Consider the following 16,958-nt stretch of genomic DNA (forward strand, 5'->3'; position numbering starts at 1 on the left):
GTCGTCAGTTGTTCGATAGCAGCGCGTTGGCGCGCTGGTCGTTGGTGTCGGCGCCGGAGATCATCTTCATCTGCATCTCGAAGCGGCGCGCGTTGGCAATCATGTCGACCATGGCTTCCACCGGGTTGACGTTGCTGCCTTCGATTGCGCCGGAGATCACGCGCACATTGGGGTCCTGCTGCAGCGGATCCACGCCGGGACGCAGGCGGAAATAGCCGTCGTCGCCACGCGCCAGCCCTTCGGGCGGCGGCGTGACTACGCGCAGCTTGCCAACCTGCGCCAGGCCGTTAGCGGCCTCGCCCGGGCCGCGCGCCACGACGCTGCCATCCGAGCCGATCGACACCGTCGATCCGGGCGGCACGGCGATCGGACCGCCATCGCCCATCACCGGGCGACCGGCAGAAGTCTGCAGCTGGCCGTCGGCCGACACCTGCAGCGAACCCGCGCGGGTGTAGGCCTCCGAGCCGTCCGGCATCTGCACCGCCAGCCAGCCGTTGCCCTGCAGGGCGACGTCGAGATCGCGCCCGGTGTAGGTCAGCGGGCCGGCCTTCATGTCGGCGCCCGGCGTCGACGCGAGCGTGAAGGCGCGCGTCTGCGTTTCCTGGCCCTGCACCGGCACGGCGCGATACAGGTTCACCTGCGCCTTGAATGCGGGCGTGGATGCGTTGGCCAGGTTGTTCGATACCGCGGCCTGTTGGTCGAGTATCTGCTTGGCGCCCGACAGGGCGGTGTAGATCATGCGGTCCATGGCGCTTTCAGTTCAGTGCCATCGATCAGATGTTCACCAGGGTCTGCAGGACGGTGTCCTGCGCCTTGATGGTCTGCGCGTTGGCCTGGTAGTTGCGCTGCGCGACGATCAGGTTGACCAGCTGGCCCGACAGGTCGACGTTCGATTCTTCCACCGCGTTGGACTTCAGCGTGCCCATCGCGCCGCCGGCCACGCCGAGCAGTTCCTGGCCCGATGCACCCGTGGCGGACCACACGTTGTCGCCCTGCGGCTTCAGGCCTTCGACGTTGCCGAACGACGCCATCGCGATCTGGCCCAGCGACAGCGTCTGCTCGTTCGAGTACGACCCAAGGATCGTGCCGTCTTCCTGCACCGCGTAGCCCACCAGCGCGCCGGAGGCGAAGCCGTTCTGCACGATGCTCTTCGGATCGTTGTCCGAGCCGAACTGCGTCGAGCCGGTGAGGTTCACGGCGGCGGTCATCGCGGCGGCGCCGTTGGCGGCCGGCAGCGTCACGGTGGGATTGGCGGGCGTGGTGCCCGTCATCGTGCCATTGGCGTTGAACGAAATGGTGATCGTGCTGAGGATATTTCCCGCGGCATCGGTCACGTTCATGTTCCAGTCGTTGCCGCCGCCGGCGTTGGTGGTGCCGGTCTTGCCGAAATATGCGGTCAGCTGCTGCTTGTTGCCCAGCGAGTCATACACGGTCATGGCCGTGCTGTAGCTGAACATCGTCGAATCGGGCACGGTCGGCGGAACGGTGGCCGGATTGCTGGCAAACGCGTTGGCCGGCACGGCGCTGCGCGAATCGAGCTGGAACTGCGCGGCGATATTCGTGGTGGCCTTCGGCGGCATCTGCGCGTTGCTGATCGTGATCGGCTGCGGTGCCACGCCGCCGGCCGTCGAGCCCGGCGGATAACCGGTGACCTGCAGGCCCGTGGCGTTGACCAGGCGGCCGTCGTCAAGGCGCTGGAATTGGCCGTTGCGCGAGTAGTAGACCTGTCCGTCGGTGTTGGTCAGGCGGAAGAAGCCATTGCCGTTGCTGATGGCCACGTCCATGCTGCGGCCCGAGGTCGAGATATTGCCGTTGGTGAACGACTGCACCACCGCGTTCACGCGCGTGCCCAGGCCGATCTTCGAGCCTGCATAGACGTCCGCGAATTGCGCGGTCGATTGCTTGAAGCCAACCGTGTTGGCGTTGGCGATGTTGTTGCCGATCACGTCCAGGTTGGACGCCGCGGCGTTCAGGCCGCTTACCCCTTGACCAAAACCCATGATTTTCCCCTATGGAAGGCTGTCGTTCGTGAAATGCCCGCGCGTATGCCGGACCGGGTCATGCAATGAATGCGTTCTTGGTTGACGCTGGAAATCAGGAAATGCGGCGCACGTCGTCGACGTTGGCGGTCTGGCCGTTGCCCAGATCCACCAGCACGCCGCTGCTGTCGCCGCTGATGGCCTGCACCTTGCCGTACACCAACGCAACCGGCGTGACGTCCTTGCCGTTGGCCGTGGCGGCAACCTTGAAGCTGTAGTCGCCGTCGGCCACCGGGGCGCCCTGATCGTTCTTGCCGTCCCACGCGATGTCGTGCACGCCGGCGGTCTGGCCCTTCATGTCGATCGTGCGCACCACGTTGCCGGCCTTGTCGAGCACCTGCACCGACACCGCGTCGGCAGTCGACGGGATATCCACGCCGATCTTGCCGGGCACGCCGCCGGACACGCTCACGGCCGAGCCCGGCACCATCACCGTCTTGCCGATCAGGCTGGCCGAATCCATCGCGCGGCTGGCGGCGGTCTGCGTCAGCAGCTGGTTCAGCGTCTCGTTCATCGTCTGCAGGCCGCTCACGGTGCTGATCTGCGCCAGTTGCGACGTCAGCTGCGAGTTGTCGAGCGGGTTGAGCGGGTCCTGGTTGTTCATCTGCGTGACCAGCATCGTCAGGAAGTTGTTCTGCAGGTCGGCGGCGCTGGCGCTGCCGCTTTGCAGGGCCTGGTTGACGGCCGACGACGAAGTGCTGTTGCCTACGGAAGAAGTGGTTGCCATGGTGTTGTACCGTCCGGATGGACGTTCGGTGGATTCGAAAAAAGTTGGGCGTCACTGACCGATGGTCAGCGTCTTCAGCATCATGTTCTTGGCGGTGTTGAGCACCTCCACATTGGCCTGATACGAACGCGACGCCGAGATCATGTTGACCATCTCTTCCACCGGGTTCACGTTGGGCATCGTCACGTAGCCGTTGGCGTCGGCCAGCGGATGCGACGGGTTGTGGACCATGCGCGCCGGCGCGTTGTCTTCCATCACGCCGGCCACCTGCACGCCGCCCACATCGGTCTGACCGGGCGTGGGGGCCATTTCAAAAATCACCTGCTTGGCGCGATACGGCTGGCCGTTGGGCGCCACGGCGCTGTCCGCGTTGGCCAGGTTCGACGCGGTCACGTTCATGCGCTGCGACTGCGCGGCCATGGCCGAGCCGGCCACGTCGAAGATATTCATGGAACCCATCGCGTCTCTCCGTTAGTTCTGGATCGCGGACAGCATCGTCCTGATCTTGGCGCTCATCACGGTCAGGCCCGCTTCGTAGTGCACCGTGTTGTCGGCAAAGGCCACGCGCTCGGTGTCCATTTCCACGGTGTTGCCGTCGATGCTCGACTGCAGCGGAATGCGGTATTCCAGATCGCGCTCGCTGTTGCTGATGGCGGGCGCCTGGGCCGGCAGGTGACGGGCGGACGTGGTGGACAGCGACACGCCGTCGCGCTGCTGATTGCCGCGCTCCACCGACTGCGCCAGCGTGCTGGCGAAATCGAAATCGCGCGCCTTGTAGCCCGGCGTATCCGCATGGGCGATGTTCGAGGCAATCACCGATTGCCGCTGGGTCCGCAGGCTTAGTGCTTCCTGCTGGAAGCGGAACGCCGCATCGAGTCTGTCCATGATGTCTGCCTTTCCTGCAATGGCTTCATTTCGGGGAGAGATCTGCCGTAGACCTGGGTATACGCCCAAGCCGGGCTTCTTCAGGGTTGCCATCTTATGGGCCGTCCTGTCACGCCAATCGCGCGAATAACGACGAGAAACCCGCGCATTTCCGGCTCGGTCTCTCGCGCGAGGCTGCCTACAATGGCTCCCACTGACTGATATCGAAGCAGTGCGGATTGCGGCGCCAGGCCCCATCGCGCAAGGCGTCGGCGGTTGGTGCGAGGCTCGGCCGCGTCACGGTGGGCGACACGCCTCGCGGCACTTTCACGGATGTTCAACTGTTGTGCGACGGCATCGCCGCGCGGGCAAATCCGCATCGGTTGCACGCAAGCCGTGCCGTCTCATCCTCGCTGGGATGACCCTATGACTTTCTATCGCCAGGCCGCCGCGCTGATGGCGCTGGCCGGCATTGCGCTGGCGCAGCCCGCAGCAGCCGCCCCCGCCCAGGTCACGCCGGTGGCGCCGCCGGGCGCCGCCGCCTATCCACAAGCAACGCAGGCCGCCGCCACGCCGTTCGTCGACGATCCGGCCCGCGTGGCTGTCGAGCAGTTCCTGCTGCGCCAGTCCAATGGCTTGCCGGGCAAGGTCAGCGTGCAAGTGGTGCCGCCTTCGGGCGGACGCGCGCCCGAGTGCGTGAATCCCGAACCATTTCTTCCGGCCGGCGCCGCGCCGTACGGGCGCGTCAATGTCGGCGTGCGCTGCGGCGGCGATCGTCCGTGGACGCGCTACGTGCAGGCGCGCGTGTCGGTGCTGACTGACTATTACGTGGCTGCGCGCGCGATGGGGCCGGGCGAAGCCATCACCGCCGCCGATCTGGAAATGCGCCAGGGCGACCTGGGCGCGCTGCCGCGTGCGGTGGTCACCGATCCGGCGCAGGTCGAGGGCAGTGTCGCCGCCAACCGGATCGCAGCCGGATCGCCGCTGCGCACCGACCTGCTGCGGCGCCCGATCGCGGTCAAGTCCGGCCAGACCGTCAACGTCACCGTGGAAGGCGATTCGTTCCAGCTGACCAGCGAAGGCAAGGTCCTGAGCGACGCCGCCACGGGCAACGCGGTGCAGGTGCGGCTGCGCAACGGACAGGTGGTAAGCGGCCTGGTGCGCAGCGGCGACACCGTGGTGTTGCAGCAATAAACCGCGAAATTGTCGAGAAAATCACTTTTTGCAGTACCGGTAAGTTAGTCGTCACACGTGCTGGGACCCGCGACCGGGCAGGAAAGCGTCGTAGTCTCAACCGGCACAGGCGGACCGTGCGAAAATGCGGGCGGCCTGAGTCGGGAAGCGGCCGGAAATCGAGGGAAAGCACCTAAAGTTTCTGGCCGCCGGTCCGATAAGTCAGAGGAACCCAGCAAGGATTTCACCGTGAAGATCAACAATTCCACTCCGTCCCGGCCCGCCGATTCCGCGGCTACCGAAGGCAATGCCCGCGCGGCGGCCAGCGGCACCGCAGCGACGGACCCCTCCAGCCTGACCGGCGTGCGCGTCAGCCCGCTAGCCGCACAGGTGCGCGAAATTGGTGCGCGCCTGCTGCAGGACAGCGATAGCGACATCGACGCCGCCAAGGTGGAAGAGGTGCGTCAGGCAATTGCGGAAGGCCGGATCAAGATCGATCCCAGCAAGATCGCCGATGGCCTGCTCGCCTCTTTGCACGAGCTGAGCCAGGCGCCAAGCCAATCCTGACCCTGACATGAGCCAAGCAGCCCTGATCCAGTCCCTGTCGCAAGAAGCCACCGCCATCGCGGCTTTCGGCCGTGCCCTTGCAGATGAGCGTGAAGCCATCAAGCGGCAGGATTTCCAGGCGTTGAGCGCCCTGCTCAACACCAAGATGGAACTGGCCCAGGCGCTGACGCGCGCCACCGCCGCACGCGAGGCGCAGATGATCGCGCTTGGCCTGCGCATCGGCGACGGCGGCCTGCTGCTGGGCCGCGAAGTCCACGCCGACGTGGCCGAGGCATGGCGCAAGGTGGTGTTCTTTGCCAGCAAGGCGCGCGACGCCAACGAGCTGAACGGCGCCATCGTCAACGCGCATCTCGAATTCACGCAGGAAGCCATCCAGGTGCTGCGCCAGGGCGGTCTCACGCCCAACGAAATGTACGGCCGCGACGGCCGTGCGCAGGCGCCGGCCGGCGGCGTCAGCCTGGCGGCTGGCTGAGCACGCTACCTGGGCGCGCGCCGCGATGCACGCGTCCCGCCCGTCCGGAGCGCTTTCGTTCCGGATCGGATGCACGACTGCCAACTGCGTCAGCGTCTGCCTACGCGAGGCTCGGCCATCGCCCGATCCCGCGCGGCGGTCATCCTTCCTACATTGACAGTGAGCCACACGCTGCATGCGCGGCGATGTGATGTCCGTATAACTCACTTCATGTCCAGGAGGTATCCGCCATGTCGTTCGCGCTCTATCTGATCGGGCTGCTGTTGCTGGTGGGCGGCATTGCCTGGGGTCTGTCCATTGCCGGACTCGCGCCGGTCTATATCGGCATCGCCTGCGTGATCGTGCTCGGCATCGGCATCATGTCGGCCGTGTCGCGCACGCGCACCAAAGATCCTTCCTGATCGCCGCGCAGGGTTGCCGTGCAGACCCCGCCACTGCCACCGGGCGCCGCGCCGCTGCGCGGCTCGCCAAATGTAAACATTGCGGAACATGCGGCGCGTTCCCTACACTCGAAGCGTTCAGATCTCCGTACGGTGATCGCCGCCATGTTCGAGGCACTGCGAAAAACAACCAGCGCGCTGTTAGACCCCGACCGACGATTCCGGCAAGCCCGCATCTTCCACGCCACGCGCGTGGCGCTGGCCTTGCTGGCCTCCATTGCGCTCACCACGGGCATCGACATCCCGCATGGGGAATGGGCCACCATTACCGTGCTGGTGGTGATCGGCGGCCTGCAGCATCACGGCAATATCCGTCGGCGCGCCGCGGAGCGCGGGGCGGGCACCTTGATCGGCGCGCTGATCGGCTTCGTTCTGATCCTGCAGGAAACATGGTTCGGCCTGCCGATGCTGACCTGGGGCCTGCTCGCGCTGGTCTGCGGCTACTGCGCGTATCACGCGGTCGGCAAGGGGGGATATCTCGCGCTGCTGGCTGCGATCACCGTCGTCATTACGGCCGGCCACGGCAATCAGGATGTCTACGACGCGCTGTGGCGCACGATCGATGTGCTGATCGGCACCATGATCGCGCTGGCGTTCTCCTTCGCGCTACCCGCCTATGCGTCGTACTCGTGGCGCTTCAAGTTGGCCAGCCTGCTGCGCGCCTGCGCGGCAGTGCACGCGAAAATCGAGCGCGGCGAGCGCGACGGGAAGGTGCGCCAGCAGGACATGATGAAGCTGTCCGCCACGCTGGTGCAGTTGCGCAGCCTGATCCCTTCCGTGTCCAAGGAGACCAAGGTGCCGGTGGACGATCTGGAGGATGTGCAACACAGCGCGCGGGTCTGCATCAGCGCGCTGGAAATGCTGGCGGCGATCGATCCCGACCTGGTGGGCGATATCGGCGACGAGGAGCGCAATATCCGCGACCTGTTGCTGGAAATGGCGGCCGCGCTTGAATCCGGCGATGAAACGCTGGTGCATCAGCATCCGTCGTTGCCGTCGCCGCATCCCGACGATCCCACCATCGGATCCAGCTCGCATGCTTTCCTGACGCTGCAGCTGTGCGCCGAAATCAGTCATCTGCGCGAGCATCTGTCGCAGATGGCCGCGCAGACGCGCTTTCCCTACGGCATGTCGCGGCCGGTGTGAGCGGTTGGGACTCGGCGATTATTTTCGGTCCGTCAGGGCGATGCGCAATGCCAGCACGCCCAGCACGCTGCCCATGACATAGCGCTGCGCGCGCAGCCAGCGCTCGCTGCGCGACAGAAACGCGGTGATGCCCGACGCGCCGAGCACCAGCACGCAATTGACCGCGCCGCTGACGCCGATTTACACCGCGCCCAGCTGCAGGCTTTGCATCAGCACCGAACCGTTTTCCGGGTGCAGAAATTGCGGGAAGAACGACAGGTAAAACATCGCCACCTTGGGATTGAGCAGGTTGGTGACAAACCCCATGCTGAACAGCTTGCGCGGAGGATCGACGGGCAGCGCACGGGCCTGGAACGGTGCCGCGCCACCGGGACGCACGGCTTGCCATGCCAGCCACAGCAGATACGCCGCGCCGGCCAGCCGGATCGCATCGAACGCAAAGGGCACCGCCATCAGCAGCGCCGTCAGGCCCAGCGCCGCGGCCATCAGGTGAACCACAAATCCAAGCAGCACGCCCGACAGCGAGATCAGCCCCGCGGCACGACCCTGGCACAGCGCGCGCGACACGCAATAGAGCATGTTGGGACCGGGCGTCAGCACAAGGATCAGGCAGGCCAGGGAGAAGAACGCAAGTTCGTGCCAGTTGAGCATGATGGAATGGGGGCGATGTCGATGGCGATGGGCGAGGGCGTCGGCGATGGGCGCACAGCGGAGAGTGATTATAGGCAGGGCTGCGTCGCTTGCGCTGGCCGCCATGCGGCCGATCTGTCAGACAAAGCCCGCTTGCCATGTGCGGGGCGGTCATCCACATTGGATCCAGATCCGTTTCCGGCGTTTGCCCGCAGCCATGCCGCTTTCCGATACCCGCATACGGCTGGTGCTGCGGCACCCCGTCAGATTCATGCTCCGCACGGTCCGGCATTTCCGCGCCAACCAGGGATTATTGCTGGCCGGCGCCGTGGCGTATTACGCGTTGCTGTCGATCGTGCCGCTGCTGATTCTGATGCTGATCGGCCTGTCGCACGTGGTGGATCCGGCCGAGTTGCTGGAAACGCTCGAGCGCTATCTCGAATGGCTGCTGCCCGGCCAGGCCCGCGCGCTGGTGATCGAACTGGCGCGCTTCGTCAGCAACCGCGGCGTGATCGGCTGGGTGCTCGGCATCACCATGATCTTTTTCAGCTCGCTGGCCTTCACGGTGCTGGAAAACGCCATGTCGGTCATCTTTGTGCATCGCGTGGCGATCCGGCGCCGGCACTTCCTGGTGTCGGCGATCCTGCCGTACTGCTACATCGTCGTGCTCAGTCTCGGATTGCTGGTGGTCACGCTGGTGGCCGGCGGCCTGCAGACCATCGGCGAGCGCCATGTGGAAGTGCTCGGCCATAACTGGTCGCTGGACCGGCTGTCGGGTTGGCTGCTCTATCTGCTCGGCTTTATCGGCGAAATCCTGCTGCTGACTTCGATCTACATGGTCATGCCAGTGGGCCGCCTGTCGATCCGCCATGCGCTGGTCGGCGCGGTCTTTGCCGCCGTGCTGTGGGAAATCTCGCGCCATGTGCTGGTTTGGTACTTTTCCACGCTTTCCCAAGTGGGACGCGTGTACGGGTCGCTGACCACCGCCATCGTGGTGCTGCTGAGTCTGGAAATCGGCGCCACGCTGCTGCTGTTTGGCGCGCAGATCATTGCCGAATTCGAGCGCGGCGACCGCCCGCCGCCGGCGCCAGCCCGCCGGGACGCGTTCCATACCTGACTGATCCACTCATGAATCGGAATTCAGCTGAATTTTGAGGCCGAGAAATTTACGCGCAGTTGAGTGTCGTTATGCAATTTTAGCGTCATGATATCGAAAAATACCCGTTCGGGTGGATGAATCCCATTGCATACATTGCCCGCATTTCACATACAGGATCGCACCTCCGCCATGCAAAATCAGGCAAAATTGATGTCTTGCCTCGAACCGCGACCCGGGCGGGGCATTTTCCAAACCCGAATACGATGCGAGAAATGCAATGAGTAACCAGCAGCCCACCATCATCTACACCCTTACCGACGAAGCTCCGCTGCTGGCCACCAGTGCCTTCCTGCCCATCATCCGCACGTTTACGAAGCCGGCGGGCGTCAATGTCGTGACCAGCGACATCTCCGTGGCAGGCCGTATCCTGGGCGAATTCCCCGAGTTCCTGACCGAAGAACAGCGCGTGCCGGACAACCTGGCCGAGCTGGGCAAGCTCACGCAGGACCCGGACACCAACATCATCAAGCTGCCGAACATCAGCGCGTCGGTGTTCCAGCTGGTCAGCGCGATCAAGGAACTGCAGTCGAAGGGCTACAAGATCCCCGACTATCCGGAAGATCCGAAGACCGAAGAAGAAAAGGCGATCCAGAAGCGCTATTCGAAGTGCCTGGGCAGCGCCGTGAACCCGGTCCTGCGCGAAGGCAACTCCGATCGCCGCGCGCCGGCCGCCGTGAAGAACTACGCGCGCAAACATCCGCACAGCATGGGCGAATGGAGCATGGCCTCGCGCACGCACGTGGCGCACATGAAGCACGGCGACTTCTATCACGGCGAGAAGTCGATCACGCTGGACCGCGCGCGCGAAGTGCGCATGGAACTGGTCACCAAGAGCGGCAAGACCATCGTGCTGAAGCCCAAGGTCGCGCTGCAGGACGGCGAGATCATCGACAGCATGTTCATGAGCAAGAAGGCCCTGCTGGCCTTCTATGAAGAACAGATGGAAGACGCGCGCAAGACCGGCGTGATGCTGAGCCTGCACGTCAAGGCGACCATGATGAAGGTGTCGCACCCGATCGTGTTCGGCCATGCCGTCAAGGTGTTCTACAAGGATGCCTTCGCCAAGCACGCGAAGCTGTTCGACGAACTGGGCGTAAACGTCAACAACGGCCTGGTCGACCTGTACACGAAGATCGAGGCGCTGCCGGAATCGAAGCGCGAGGAAGTCATCCGCGACATGCACGCCTGCCACGAGCATCGCCCGGAACTGGCGATGGTGGACTCGGCCAAGGGCATCTCGAACCTGCACGCGCCGAACGACGTGATCGTCGATGCGTCGATGCCGGCCATGATCCGTATCGGCGGCAAGATGTGGGGCGCCGACGGCCGCACCAAGGACACCAAGTGCCTGATCCCGGAATCGACCTTCGCCCGCATCTATCAGGAAATCATCAACTTCTGCAAGACCAACGGCGCGTTCGATCCGGTGACGATGGGCACCGTGCCCAACGTGGGCCTGATGGCGCAGAAGGCTGAAGAATACGGCTCGCACGACAAGACCTTTGAAATCCCTGAAGACGGCGAAGCCCGCATCGTCGACAACGCCACCAATGAAGTGCTGACGGCGCTGACGCAGCAGGTCGAGCAAGGCGATATCTGGCGCATGTGCCAGGTCAAGGACGCACCGATCCGCGACTGGGTGAAGCTGGCCGTCACGCGCGCGCGCAATTCGGGCATGCCGGCCGTGTTCTGGCTGGACCCGTACCGTCCGCACGAGGCCGAGCTGATCAAGAAGGTGGAAACGTACCTGAAGGATTACGACACCAACGGCCTGGACATCCAGATCATGTCGCAGGTTCGCGCCATGCGTTACACGCTGGAACGCGTGATCCGCGGCCTGGACACCATCTCGGTCACCGGCAACATCCTGCGCGACTACCTGACCGACCTGTTCCCGATCATGGAACTGGGCACCAGCGCCAAGATGCTGTCGATCGTGCCGCTGATGGCTGGTGGCGGCATGTACGAAACCGGCGCGGGCGGTTCCGCACCGAAGCACGTGGCACAGTTGGTGGAAGAAAACCACCTGCGCTGGGATTCGCTTGGTGAATTCCTGGCGCTGGCCGTGTCGCTGGAAGAACTGGGCATCAAGACCGGCAACAACGCCGCCAAGGTGCTGGCCAAAACGCTGGACGCGGCCACCGGCAAGCTGCTGGACAACGCCAAGAGCCCGTCGCCCAAGACCGGCCAGCTCGACAACCGCGGCAGCCAGTTCTACCTGGCCATGTACTGGGCCCAGGAACTGGCCGCGCAGACCGACGACGCCAATCTGGCGAAGACTTTCGCACCGCTGGCCAAGACGCTGACGGAAAACGAAAAGACCATCGTTGGCGAGCTGTCGGACGTGCAAGGCAAGCCGGTCGATATCGGCGGCTACTACCAGCCGGACGCCGCCAAGCTGGAAGCCGTGATGCGCCCGAGCAAGACGCTGAACGCGGCACTGGAATCGGTAAGCGCCTGAGGCCGGATCCGTCCGGCTGCGGCCTGACGGAGAGGAGCCAGACCGAATGAACACGCCCCGGCGCGATTGTGCGCCGGGGCGTTTTTCATGGGCGATTCGGTAATGGCCGGCGGGGACTAGCGCGCGTCGTGCGAATGCACCTGCAGCGCTTCGAGAAAGCGCGACACCATGTTGTAGGCCGCGACCGTGGCCGTCAGCTCGATGATGTGGCGATGCGAGAAGCGCTCGCGGATCGCCTCGAACACCGGCGCATCGACCTGGATATTGCGCGTCATGGCATCCGTATAGGCCAGCACCGCGCGTTCGGTGTCGTCGAACAACGCACTGTCCTGCCATGCCGGCAACGCATCGAGCTGCGCCTGCGTCATGCCTTCCTTGAGCGCGATCGGCGCATGCTGGTCGGCCTCGTACGGCGCGCCATTCAGGATGGCCACGCGCATGATCACCAGTTCGCGCAATGCGCCGGGCAAGGTGGATTTCTGGCGAATCGCCGTCAGGTACGTAAGCCAGCCTTCGGCCACGGGCGGCGCGTGCAGCAGCATCTGGTAGAGATGCAGCACGTTGCCGCGCTCGGCGGTAATGCGGTCCGCCAGCGGGCGCACGGCCGGATCGGACAGGTCTGCGTAAGGAATGTTTGCCATCGTGGATGTCCTTTTATTCAGCGGCTGTGATTGAGCTGCGATGGGCGTCGACTATTCGGCGGCGATCACGCGGCGCTTGACCAGATCGGACATCACGTCCGAATCCTTCCTGACACGCGCGGTGAATGCCTCGGGGCTATTGTTGACGATATCGAACGCGTTTTCCGCAAAGCGGCGCGCGACTTCGGGATCATGCATCACGTCCCGCGTCGCGCTCAAGATCTTCTCGCGCACCTCCTGCGGCAAACCCTTGGGCGCCACCAGGCCGATCCACGTCGGATACTCGAAGCCGGGAATCGATTCGCTCATGGTCGGCACATCGGGCAGTTGCGCCGAACGCTTCGGCGAGCTGACGGCCAGCGCGCGGATCTTGCCCGCCTGGATATGCGGCAGCATCACCGACAGCCCTGCGAACGCATACTGGATATGCCCGCCCAGCAGATCGGTCAGCAGTGGCGCCGCGCCCTTGTAGGGGATATGCGTGGTGGCGAGCTGCCTGGCCAGACTGAGCTGCGCGCTGTTCACGTGACCGGCCGATGCCGTGCCCGCCGATCCATACGACGTTGCCGGATGCGCCTTCAGATACGCCACCAGTTGATCGAGATTCTTCACCGGCATGTCGCTGCGCACGACCAGCACCTGCGGCGTCGTCACCAGCAGGCTCAGATAGTCGAACGAGCCGAACGTGTCGAAGCGCAGGTTCTTCACCGTGAAGTGATTCACCGCCTGCGAGTCGAGCGCCAGCATCAGGGTGTAACCGTCGGGCTTGGCGCGCGCCAGATCGGCTGCACCAAGCGAGCCGCTCGCCCCGGGCTTGTTCTCGATCACCACGCTCTGGCCCAACTGCTTGCCTAGCGCACCGGAAATCGTGCGCGCGGTCTGGTCCACCGCGCCGCCGGGCGCAAACGGCACGATCAGGCGAATGGGCTGGTTCGGATACGGCTGCTGCGCCAGCGCGGGCGCGCCGCCCAGCATCGTTGCGACCAGTGCGGCCGCACCGAGCAGGCATCGGGAAATGCGTGTCATCGTTTGTCTCCTTTCGTTATGAATGCCGGGCGCACTCTGCGGCGCGTTCCGGCCAGCCGGCGGCAGCGCCGGTCCGGTCAGCGCGTGGCGGCAACCAGACCGCCGTCGACCACGATCTCGGTGCCGGTCACGTAGCGGCTTTCATCGGCGGCCAGAAACAGCACGGCGTGCGCGGTGTCCCAGCCATCGCCCATGCGCTTCATCGGCACTTGGTTGTTGCGATGCGCGATAAAGCCGTCGGTGTCGCCTTGCGCATACTTGGCCGCCAGGCCTTCGATCAACGGCGTGTGCATCAGCCCCGGCACCACGCAGTTCAGACGAATGTTGTCCGGCGCGTGAATCACGGCCGTGGTGCGCGTGAAATGCATCAGCCCGGCCTTGGCCGCGGCATACGCCACCTGCGGCTTGCCGACGTAGCGCAGACCCGCCACCGACGCCACGTTGACGACCGACCCACCGCCCTGCCGCTGCATGATCGGCAGCACATGCTTGCAGCCCAGAAACGCGCCTTTCAGGTTGACCTGCATTTGCGCGTCCCACACGGCCTCTTCCATATCGACCGGGCCGCCGGGCTGCGACAGCCCGACGTTGTTGACCAGGATGTCGATGCGGCCATGTCGCGCCATGCATGCCTGTACCGCGCGCGCCACCTGCTCGGACTTGGTGCTGTCGCACGCCATCACGTCCGCGTCGAATCCTTCGGCCACGATCAGGTCGCGCGTTTCATTGGCGTGATCGAGATGCAGATCGGTGCCGAACACGCTGGCGCCCTGCCGTGCCATCAATACCGCCGTGGCGCGCCCGTTGCCCCAGCCCTTGGCCACTGCGCCGCAGCCCATCACCAGCGCCACCTTGCCCTTGAGATCCAGCATCGCGTCTCCGTGTTGCCGGCAACGGGGCCGCTTTCGCCCGCCTGCCCGCCGTTATCGTGAAATTTGCCGGCCCATTCTAGGCAAGCTACATTTATCCCGGAAATTCCATTTATCGATAAATTGATAGGTCACGAGAATGAATGTCACGCCGCGTCAGCTCAGGATCTTTCTATCGCTGGCTCAATCCCTGAACTTCAGCCGCACCGCCGAGCAGTTCTTTGTCACGCAGCCGTCGTTGAGCAAGGCCGTCAAGGATCTGGAGGAGGAACTGGGCGTGCCGCTTTTCGAGCGCTCGACGCGCAGCGTGCGGCTGACGCTTGCCGGAGAACAACTCGTGCCCATGGCGCGGCGCATCGTGGGCGAATTCGATACCGGCCTGAAGCATATGCAGAGCCGTGCCGAGCAGGAAGCGCATCGGCTTGCCGTGGCGGCGTTGCCATCGCTCGCCAACGTGTTGTTGCCCGGCGTGTGCGCGGCGCTGGAACAACGCTATGCGCAGCCGCATATCGCCGTGCACGATTGCGCGGATCAGGCGGCGGTGGGTCGCGTGGTCAACTATCAGGTCGATTTCGCGCTCGCGTCGGCGTCGCCATCGAATCCCGAACTGCACTACGAGGAAATCCTGCGCGACCGCTTTGTGCTGCTGGCGCCGAGCGCTTGGGGCCGAAAGCGCCTCGGCGCGCGTGTGGCGATGGACGATCTGAACGATCTGCCGCTGATCAGCATGACCGACGCGAGCACGGCGATGAAGTACATGAGCGCGGCATTCCTGCAGCGCGGGGTGGTGTTCCGCCCCAAGCTTCAGCTCGACCAGATCGGCACTATCGCCGGCTTTGTCAAACAGGGGCTGGGCATCGCGGTGCTGCCTTATCTGGGCATCATGCCGCTGCTTTCGCTCAAGGGTATGCGCGTGGCGGAGATCGTCGATGGACCCGTGCGCTCGGTGGGCATCGTCAGCCGCAAGGCCTCCGCGCCATCGCCAATCGCCGCGCAGGCGATGATCGAAATCCGCGCGGTGGCCGACCGGCTGAAGCAGCAGTCACCGGAGTGGATCTGGCCGCCAGCCGCGGCATGACGGCGCACGCGGCCGGTGGGTGCTGGGCCTGTCATCGCGCCTCATTGTCGATGACGCGCAGTCCAGGCGTCTTTCGACAGTCGATACAGCACATGGCGCGTCAGCGGATGGCCGGGCGGCAGCGCCGGATGATCGAAATCGTCGGACGGCGCATGGTGCATGCCGATGCGTTCCATCACGCGCTCGCTGCGCGTGTTGACGGCCGCTCTGAACGAGACCACTTCGTCGAGACCCAGCGACTCGAATGCGAACGCGAGCACGCTGCGCGCCGCTTCCGTGGCAAATCCCTGGCCCCAATGCGCGGCGGCGAGCCGCCAGCCAATTTCCACGCATGGGCCAAAACACGGCTGCCACTGCGGGATCGACAAGCCGGTAAAGCCGATAAAGTCCGCCGTATCGGCGCGTTCCACCGCCCACAAGCCAAACCCATGCGCCATGTGATGCGCGACGATGCGGTCAAACAACGCATCGCTCTGGGCTGCGTTCAGGGTCGATGGAAAGTACGCCATTACCTGCGCGTCGGCATTCAGCGCGCGCAGCGGTTGGCGGTCCGCCGCGCGCCACGCACGCAGGCGCAGGCGGGCGGTGGCCGCGGGACATGTCATCGCGAATGCACCCGGAACGCATCACCCTGCATGCCGGACCGATCCACCGCTGCGATGCGATTGCGGCCGTTGTCCTTGGCGTGATAGAGCTGCGCATCGATCAGGTTTAGAAACGCAGTGGCATCGGTGCGATCGTCGGGCAGCACCGTGCCCACGCCAAAGCTCGCCGTCACGCGCTGATCGTATGGCGAGCGCATATGCGGGATCGATGCGCCGGCGATGGCATTGCGGCAGCGTTCCGCAATCGCCACGGCGGCATCGGCATCGGTATTGGCCAGCACCATGGCAAATTCCTCGCCGCCGAAGCGCCCGAGGAAATGGTCGGGGCCAACTGCATCGCGCAGGATGCCGGCAACCTGCTTCAGGCAGGCGTCGCCCTGCACGTGGCCATAGTAGTCGTTGTAGGACTTGAAAAAATCGATGTCCGTGATGATCAGCGACAGCGGCGCGCCGCTGGCCGCGCCCGCCGTCCATTCCCGCGCCAGGACGTTGTCGAACATGCGGCGGTTGCCCACGCCGGTCAATCCATCGGTGAACGACAGGCGTTCCAGTTCATGCTGCAACTGCGCGAGCTTTTCCTCGTTGCGCTTGCGTTCGCTGATATCGAACATGAAGCCGATCAGCGCCTGCACTTCGCCGTTCTCGTTGCGCTCCACGTGCACTACGTCACGCAGCCAGACTTAGCCGCCGTCGCGCGTCAGCGCCCGATAGTCGGCTTCATGATCGGTGCCCGCCTGCGACTGCGCCACGCAGAAATTGACCACCGCCTCGCGATCGTCGGGATGCATGCGGTCGGCCCAGTCGTGCACGGTCTTCCACGTCGACGGCGCCCATCCCAGCAACGCTTCGATCTGCGGACCGATATAGCTGAACGTCATCGTGGCCCAGTCGATTTTCCATGGAATCGCCTTGGTCGATTCGAGCAGCGTGCGATAGACGGCGCTGTCGTCTTCGCCTAGCGCATGCCCCGGCGGCGCCAGCGTTTCTTCGTGGCGCAGGAAGGCGGCTTTCAGCGTGCTGTCGGCAGGATCTGTGCGGTCGGTCATGTCGTTGGATGGCTG

Annotated in this window: 17 protein-coding genes and 2 pseudogenes; 8 read left to right on the forward strand and 11 right to left on the reverse strand. The window is 64.6% G+C overall.

Translation table 11 applies throughout. The features are described 5' to 3' along the window. Window positions 1–4: 4 nt before the first annotated feature. The 5 genes from flgF to flgB form a co-directional block, all read right to left on the reverse strand. Window positions 5–748, reverse strand: coding sequence for a flagellar basal-body rod protein FlgF (gene flgF, locus F7R19_RS24800; RefSeq protein ID WP_061957357.1), 744 nt, complete (start codon window positions 746–748; stop codon window positions 5–7). Window positions 749–773: 25 nt separating this feature from the next. Further along, entirely contained in the window at window positions 774–2,000 is a 1,227-nt protein-coding gene (gene flgE / locus F7R19_RS24805) for a flagellar hook protein FlgE (RefSeq protein ID WP_061957356.1), read from the reverse strand. Window positions 2,001–2,094: 94 nt separating this feature from the next. Then, on the reverse strand, window positions 2,095–2,766 hold the full coding sequence (locus tag F7R19_RS24810) for a flagellar hook assembly protein FlgD (protein ID WP_150982353.1): 672 nt from the start codon (window positions 2,764–2,766) through the stop codon (window positions 2,095–2,097). Window positions 2,767–2,817: 51 nt separating this feature from the next. Then, window positions 2,818–3,225: a flagellar basal body rod protein FlgC gene (gene flgC, locus F7R19_RS24815; RefSeq protein ID WP_061957354.1), complete on the reverse strand. Its 408-nt coding sequence runs from the start codon at window positions 3,223–3,225 to the stop codon at window positions 2,818–2,820. A 12-nt stretch (window positions 3,226–3,237) separates the two neighbouring features. Beyond that, window positions 3,238–3,654 (reverse strand): flagellar basal body rod protein FlgB, encoded by a 417-nt coding sequence (gene flgB / locus F7R19_RS24820; RefSeq protein WP_061957401.1) that lies wholly within the window; start codon window positions 3,652–3,654, stop codon window positions 3,238–3,240. Between the two features lie 402 nt (window positions 3,655–4,056). On the opposite strand from flgB, the gene flgA reads away from it, so the two are divergent. The 5 genes from flgA to F7R19_RS24840 all read left to right on the forward strand — a co-directional run bounded on the left by flgA (window position 4,057) and on the right by F7R19_RS24840 (window position 7,428). Continuing rightward, window positions 4,057–4,824, forward strand: a complete 768-nt coding sequence (flgA, locus tag F7R19_RS24825) for a flagellar basal body P-ring formation chaperone FlgA (protein ID WP_061957353.1) — start codon at window positions 4,057–4,059, stop codon at window positions 4,822–4,824. A gap of 228 nt (window positions 4,825–5,052) precedes the next feature. Then, complete coding sequence (gene flgM / locus F7R19_RS24830) at window positions 5,053–5,370, forward strand: flagellar biosynthesis anti-sigma factor FlgM (RefSeq protein ID WP_061957352.1); 318 nt, start codon at window positions 5,053–5,055, stop codon at window positions 5,368–5,370. A gap of 7 nt (window positions 5,371–5,377) precedes the next feature. Then, the gene (locus tag F7R19_RS24835) at window positions 5,378–5,842 is read left to right on the forward strand and encodes a flagella synthesis protein FlgN (RefSeq protein ID WP_061957351.1); all 465 of its coding nucleotides are present in this window, start codon (window positions 5,378–5,380) and stop codon (window positions 5,840–5,842) included. Window positions 5,843–6,072: 230 nt separating this feature from the next. Further along, entirely contained in the window at window positions 6,073–6,243 is a 171-nt protein-coding gene (locus F7R19_RS29910; protein WP_061957350.1) for a hypothetical protein, read from the forward strand. A gap of 144 nt (window positions 6,244–6,387) precedes the next feature. Further along, a complete protein-coding gene (locus F7R19_RS24840) occupies window positions 6,388–7,428 on the forward strand; it encodes an FUSC family protein (RefSeq protein ID WP_061957400.1) in 1,041 nt (346 codons plus the stop codon). Window positions 7,429–7,446: 18 nt separating this feature from the next. Here the strand turns inward: F7R19_RS24840 and F7R19_RS24845 are convergent. Beyond that, a pseudogene (locus F7R19_RS24845) lies at window positions 7,447–8,079 on the reverse strand (LysE family translocator). Between the two features lie 196 nt (window positions 8,080–8,275). On the opposite strand from F7R19_RS24845, the gene F7R19_RS24850 reads away from it, so the two are divergent. Both F7R19_RS24850 and F7R19_RS24855 read left to right on the forward strand, forming a co-directional pair. Beyond that, entirely contained in the window at window positions 8,276–9,175 is a 900-nt protein-coding gene (locus F7R19_RS24850) for a YihY/virulence factor BrkB family protein (RefSeq protein ID WP_061957348.1), read from the forward strand. Window positions 9,176–9,434: 259 nt separating this feature from the next. Beyond that, on the forward strand, window positions 9,435–11,678 hold the full coding sequence (locus tag F7R19_RS24855) for an NADP-dependent isocitrate dehydrogenase (RefSeq protein ID WP_061957347.1): 2,244 nt from the start codon (window positions 9,435–9,437) through the stop codon (window positions 11,676–11,678). Window positions 11,679–11,794: 116 nt separating this feature from the next. On the opposite strand, the gene F7R19_RS24860 is transcribed toward F7R19_RS24855, so the two are convergent. From F7R19_RS24860 to F7R19_RS24870, 3 genes are all read right to left on the reverse strand, one after another. Beyond that, on the reverse strand, window positions 11,795–12,319 hold the full coding sequence (locus tag F7R19_RS24860; RefSeq protein WP_150982354.1) for a carboxymuconolactone decarboxylase family protein: 525 nt from the start codon (window positions 12,317–12,319) through the stop codon (window positions 11,795–11,797). A gap of 51 nt (window positions 12,320–12,370) precedes the next feature. After that, on the reverse strand, window positions 12,371–13,345 hold the full coding sequence (locus F7R19_RS24865) for a Bug family tripartite tricarboxylate transporter substrate binding protein (protein ID WP_211922788.1): 975 nt from the start codon (window positions 13,343–13,345) through the stop codon (window positions 12,371–12,373). Window positions 13,346–13,422: 77 nt separating this feature from the next. Next, on the reverse strand, window positions 13,423–14,217 hold the full coding sequence (locus tag F7R19_RS24870) for an SDR family NAD(P)-dependent oxidoreductase (RefSeq protein WP_061957345.1): 795 nt from the start codon (window positions 14,215–14,217) through the stop codon (window positions 13,423–13,425). Window positions 14,218–14,353: 136 nt separating this feature from the next. On the opposite strand from F7R19_RS24870, the gene F7R19_RS24875 reads away from it, so the two are divergent. Beyond that, a complete protein-coding gene (locus F7R19_RS24875; RefSeq protein WP_061957344.1) occupies window positions 14,354–15,292 on the forward strand; it encodes a LysR family transcriptional regulator in 939 nt (312 codons plus the stop codon). A gap of 41 nt (window positions 15,293–15,333) precedes the next feature. On the opposite strand, the gene F7R19_RS24880 is transcribed toward F7R19_RS24875, so the two are convergent. Both F7R19_RS24880 and F7R19_RS24885 read right to left on the reverse strand, forming a co-directional pair. Then, on the reverse strand, window positions 15,334–15,897 hold the full coding sequence (locus F7R19_RS24880) for a GNAT family N-acetyltransferase (RefSeq protein WP_150982355.1): 564 nt from the start codon (window positions 15,895–15,897) through the stop codon (window positions 15,334–15,336). Continuing rightward, a pseudogene (locus tag F7R19_RS24885) lies at window positions 15,894–16,943 on the reverse strand (sensor domain-containing diguanylate cyclase). Before F7R19_RS24885 ends, F7R19_RS24880 begins: the two are co-directional and overlap by 4 nt. Between the last annotated feature and the right edge of the window lie 15 nt (window positions 16,944–16,958).

The sequence above is a fragment of the Cupriavidus pauculus genome (assembly GCF_008801835.1).
Taxonomy (GTDB): Bacteria; Pseudomonadota; Gammaproteobacteria; order Burkholderiales; family Burkholderiaceae; genus Cupriavidus; species Cupriavidus pauculus.

Bases quoted from the DNA above. Each gene is read 5' to 3' on its own strand.
- flgC (WP_061957354.1), bottom strand. From the start codon at position 3,225: ATGGGTTCCATGAATATCTTCGACGTGGCCGGCTCGGCCATGGCCGCG.
- flgA (WP_061957353.1), top strand. From the start codon at position 4,057: ATGACTTTCTATCGCCAGGCCGCCGCGCTGATGGCGCTGGCCGGCATT.
- F7R19_RS29910 (WP_061957350.1), top strand. From the start codon at position 6,073: ATGTCGTTCGCGCTCTATCTGATCGGGCTGCTGTTGCTGGTGGGCGGC.
- F7R19_RS24870 (WP_061957345.1), bottom strand. From the start codon at position 14,217: ATGCTGGATCTCAAGGGCAAGGTGGCGCTGGTGATGGGCTGCGGCGCA.
- F7R19_RS24860 (WP_150982354.1), bottom strand. From the start codon at position 12,319: ATGGCAAACATTCCTTACGCAGACCTGTCCGATCCGGCCGTGCGCCCG.
- flgF (WP_061957357.1), bottom strand. From the start codon at position 748: ATGGACCGCATGATCTACACCGCCCTGTCGGGCGCCAAGCAGATACTC.
- F7R19_RS24810 (WP_150982353.1), bottom strand. From the start codon at position 2,766: ATGGCAACCACTTCTTCCGTAGGCAACAGCACTTCGTCGTCGGCCGTC.
- F7R19_RS24850 (WP_061957348.1), top strand. From the start codon at position 8,276: ATGCCGCTTTCCGATACCCGCATACGGCTGGTGCTGCGGCACCCCGTC.
- F7R19_RS24855 (WP_061957347.1), top strand. From the start codon at position 9,435: ATGAGTAACCAGCAGCCCACCATCATCTACACCCTTACCGACGAAGCT.
- flgE (WP_061957356.1), bottom strand. From the start codon at position 2,000: ATGGGTTTTGGTCAAGGGGTAAGCGGCCTGAACGCCGCGGCGTCCAAC.
- F7R19_RS24865 (WP_211922788.1), bottom strand. From the start codon at position 13,345: ATGACACGCATTTCCCGATGCCTGCTCGGTGCGGCCGCACTGGTCGCA.
- F7R19_RS24875 (WP_061957344.1), top strand. From the start codon at position 14,354: ATGAATGTCACGCCGCGTCAGCTCAGGATCTTTCTATCGCTGGCTCAA.
- F7R19_RS24840 (WP_061957400.1), top strand. From the start codon at position 6,388: ATGTTCGAGGCACTGCGAAAAACAACCAGCGCGCTGTTAGACCCCGAC.
- F7R19_RS24835 (WP_061957351.1), top strand. From the start codon at position 5,378: ATGAGCCAAGCAGCCCTGATCCAGTCCCTGTCGCAAGAAGCCACCGCC.
- F7R19_RS24880 (WP_150982355.1), bottom strand. From the start codon at position 15,897: ATGACATGTCCCGCGGCCACCGCCCGCCTGCGCCTGCGTGCGTGGCGC.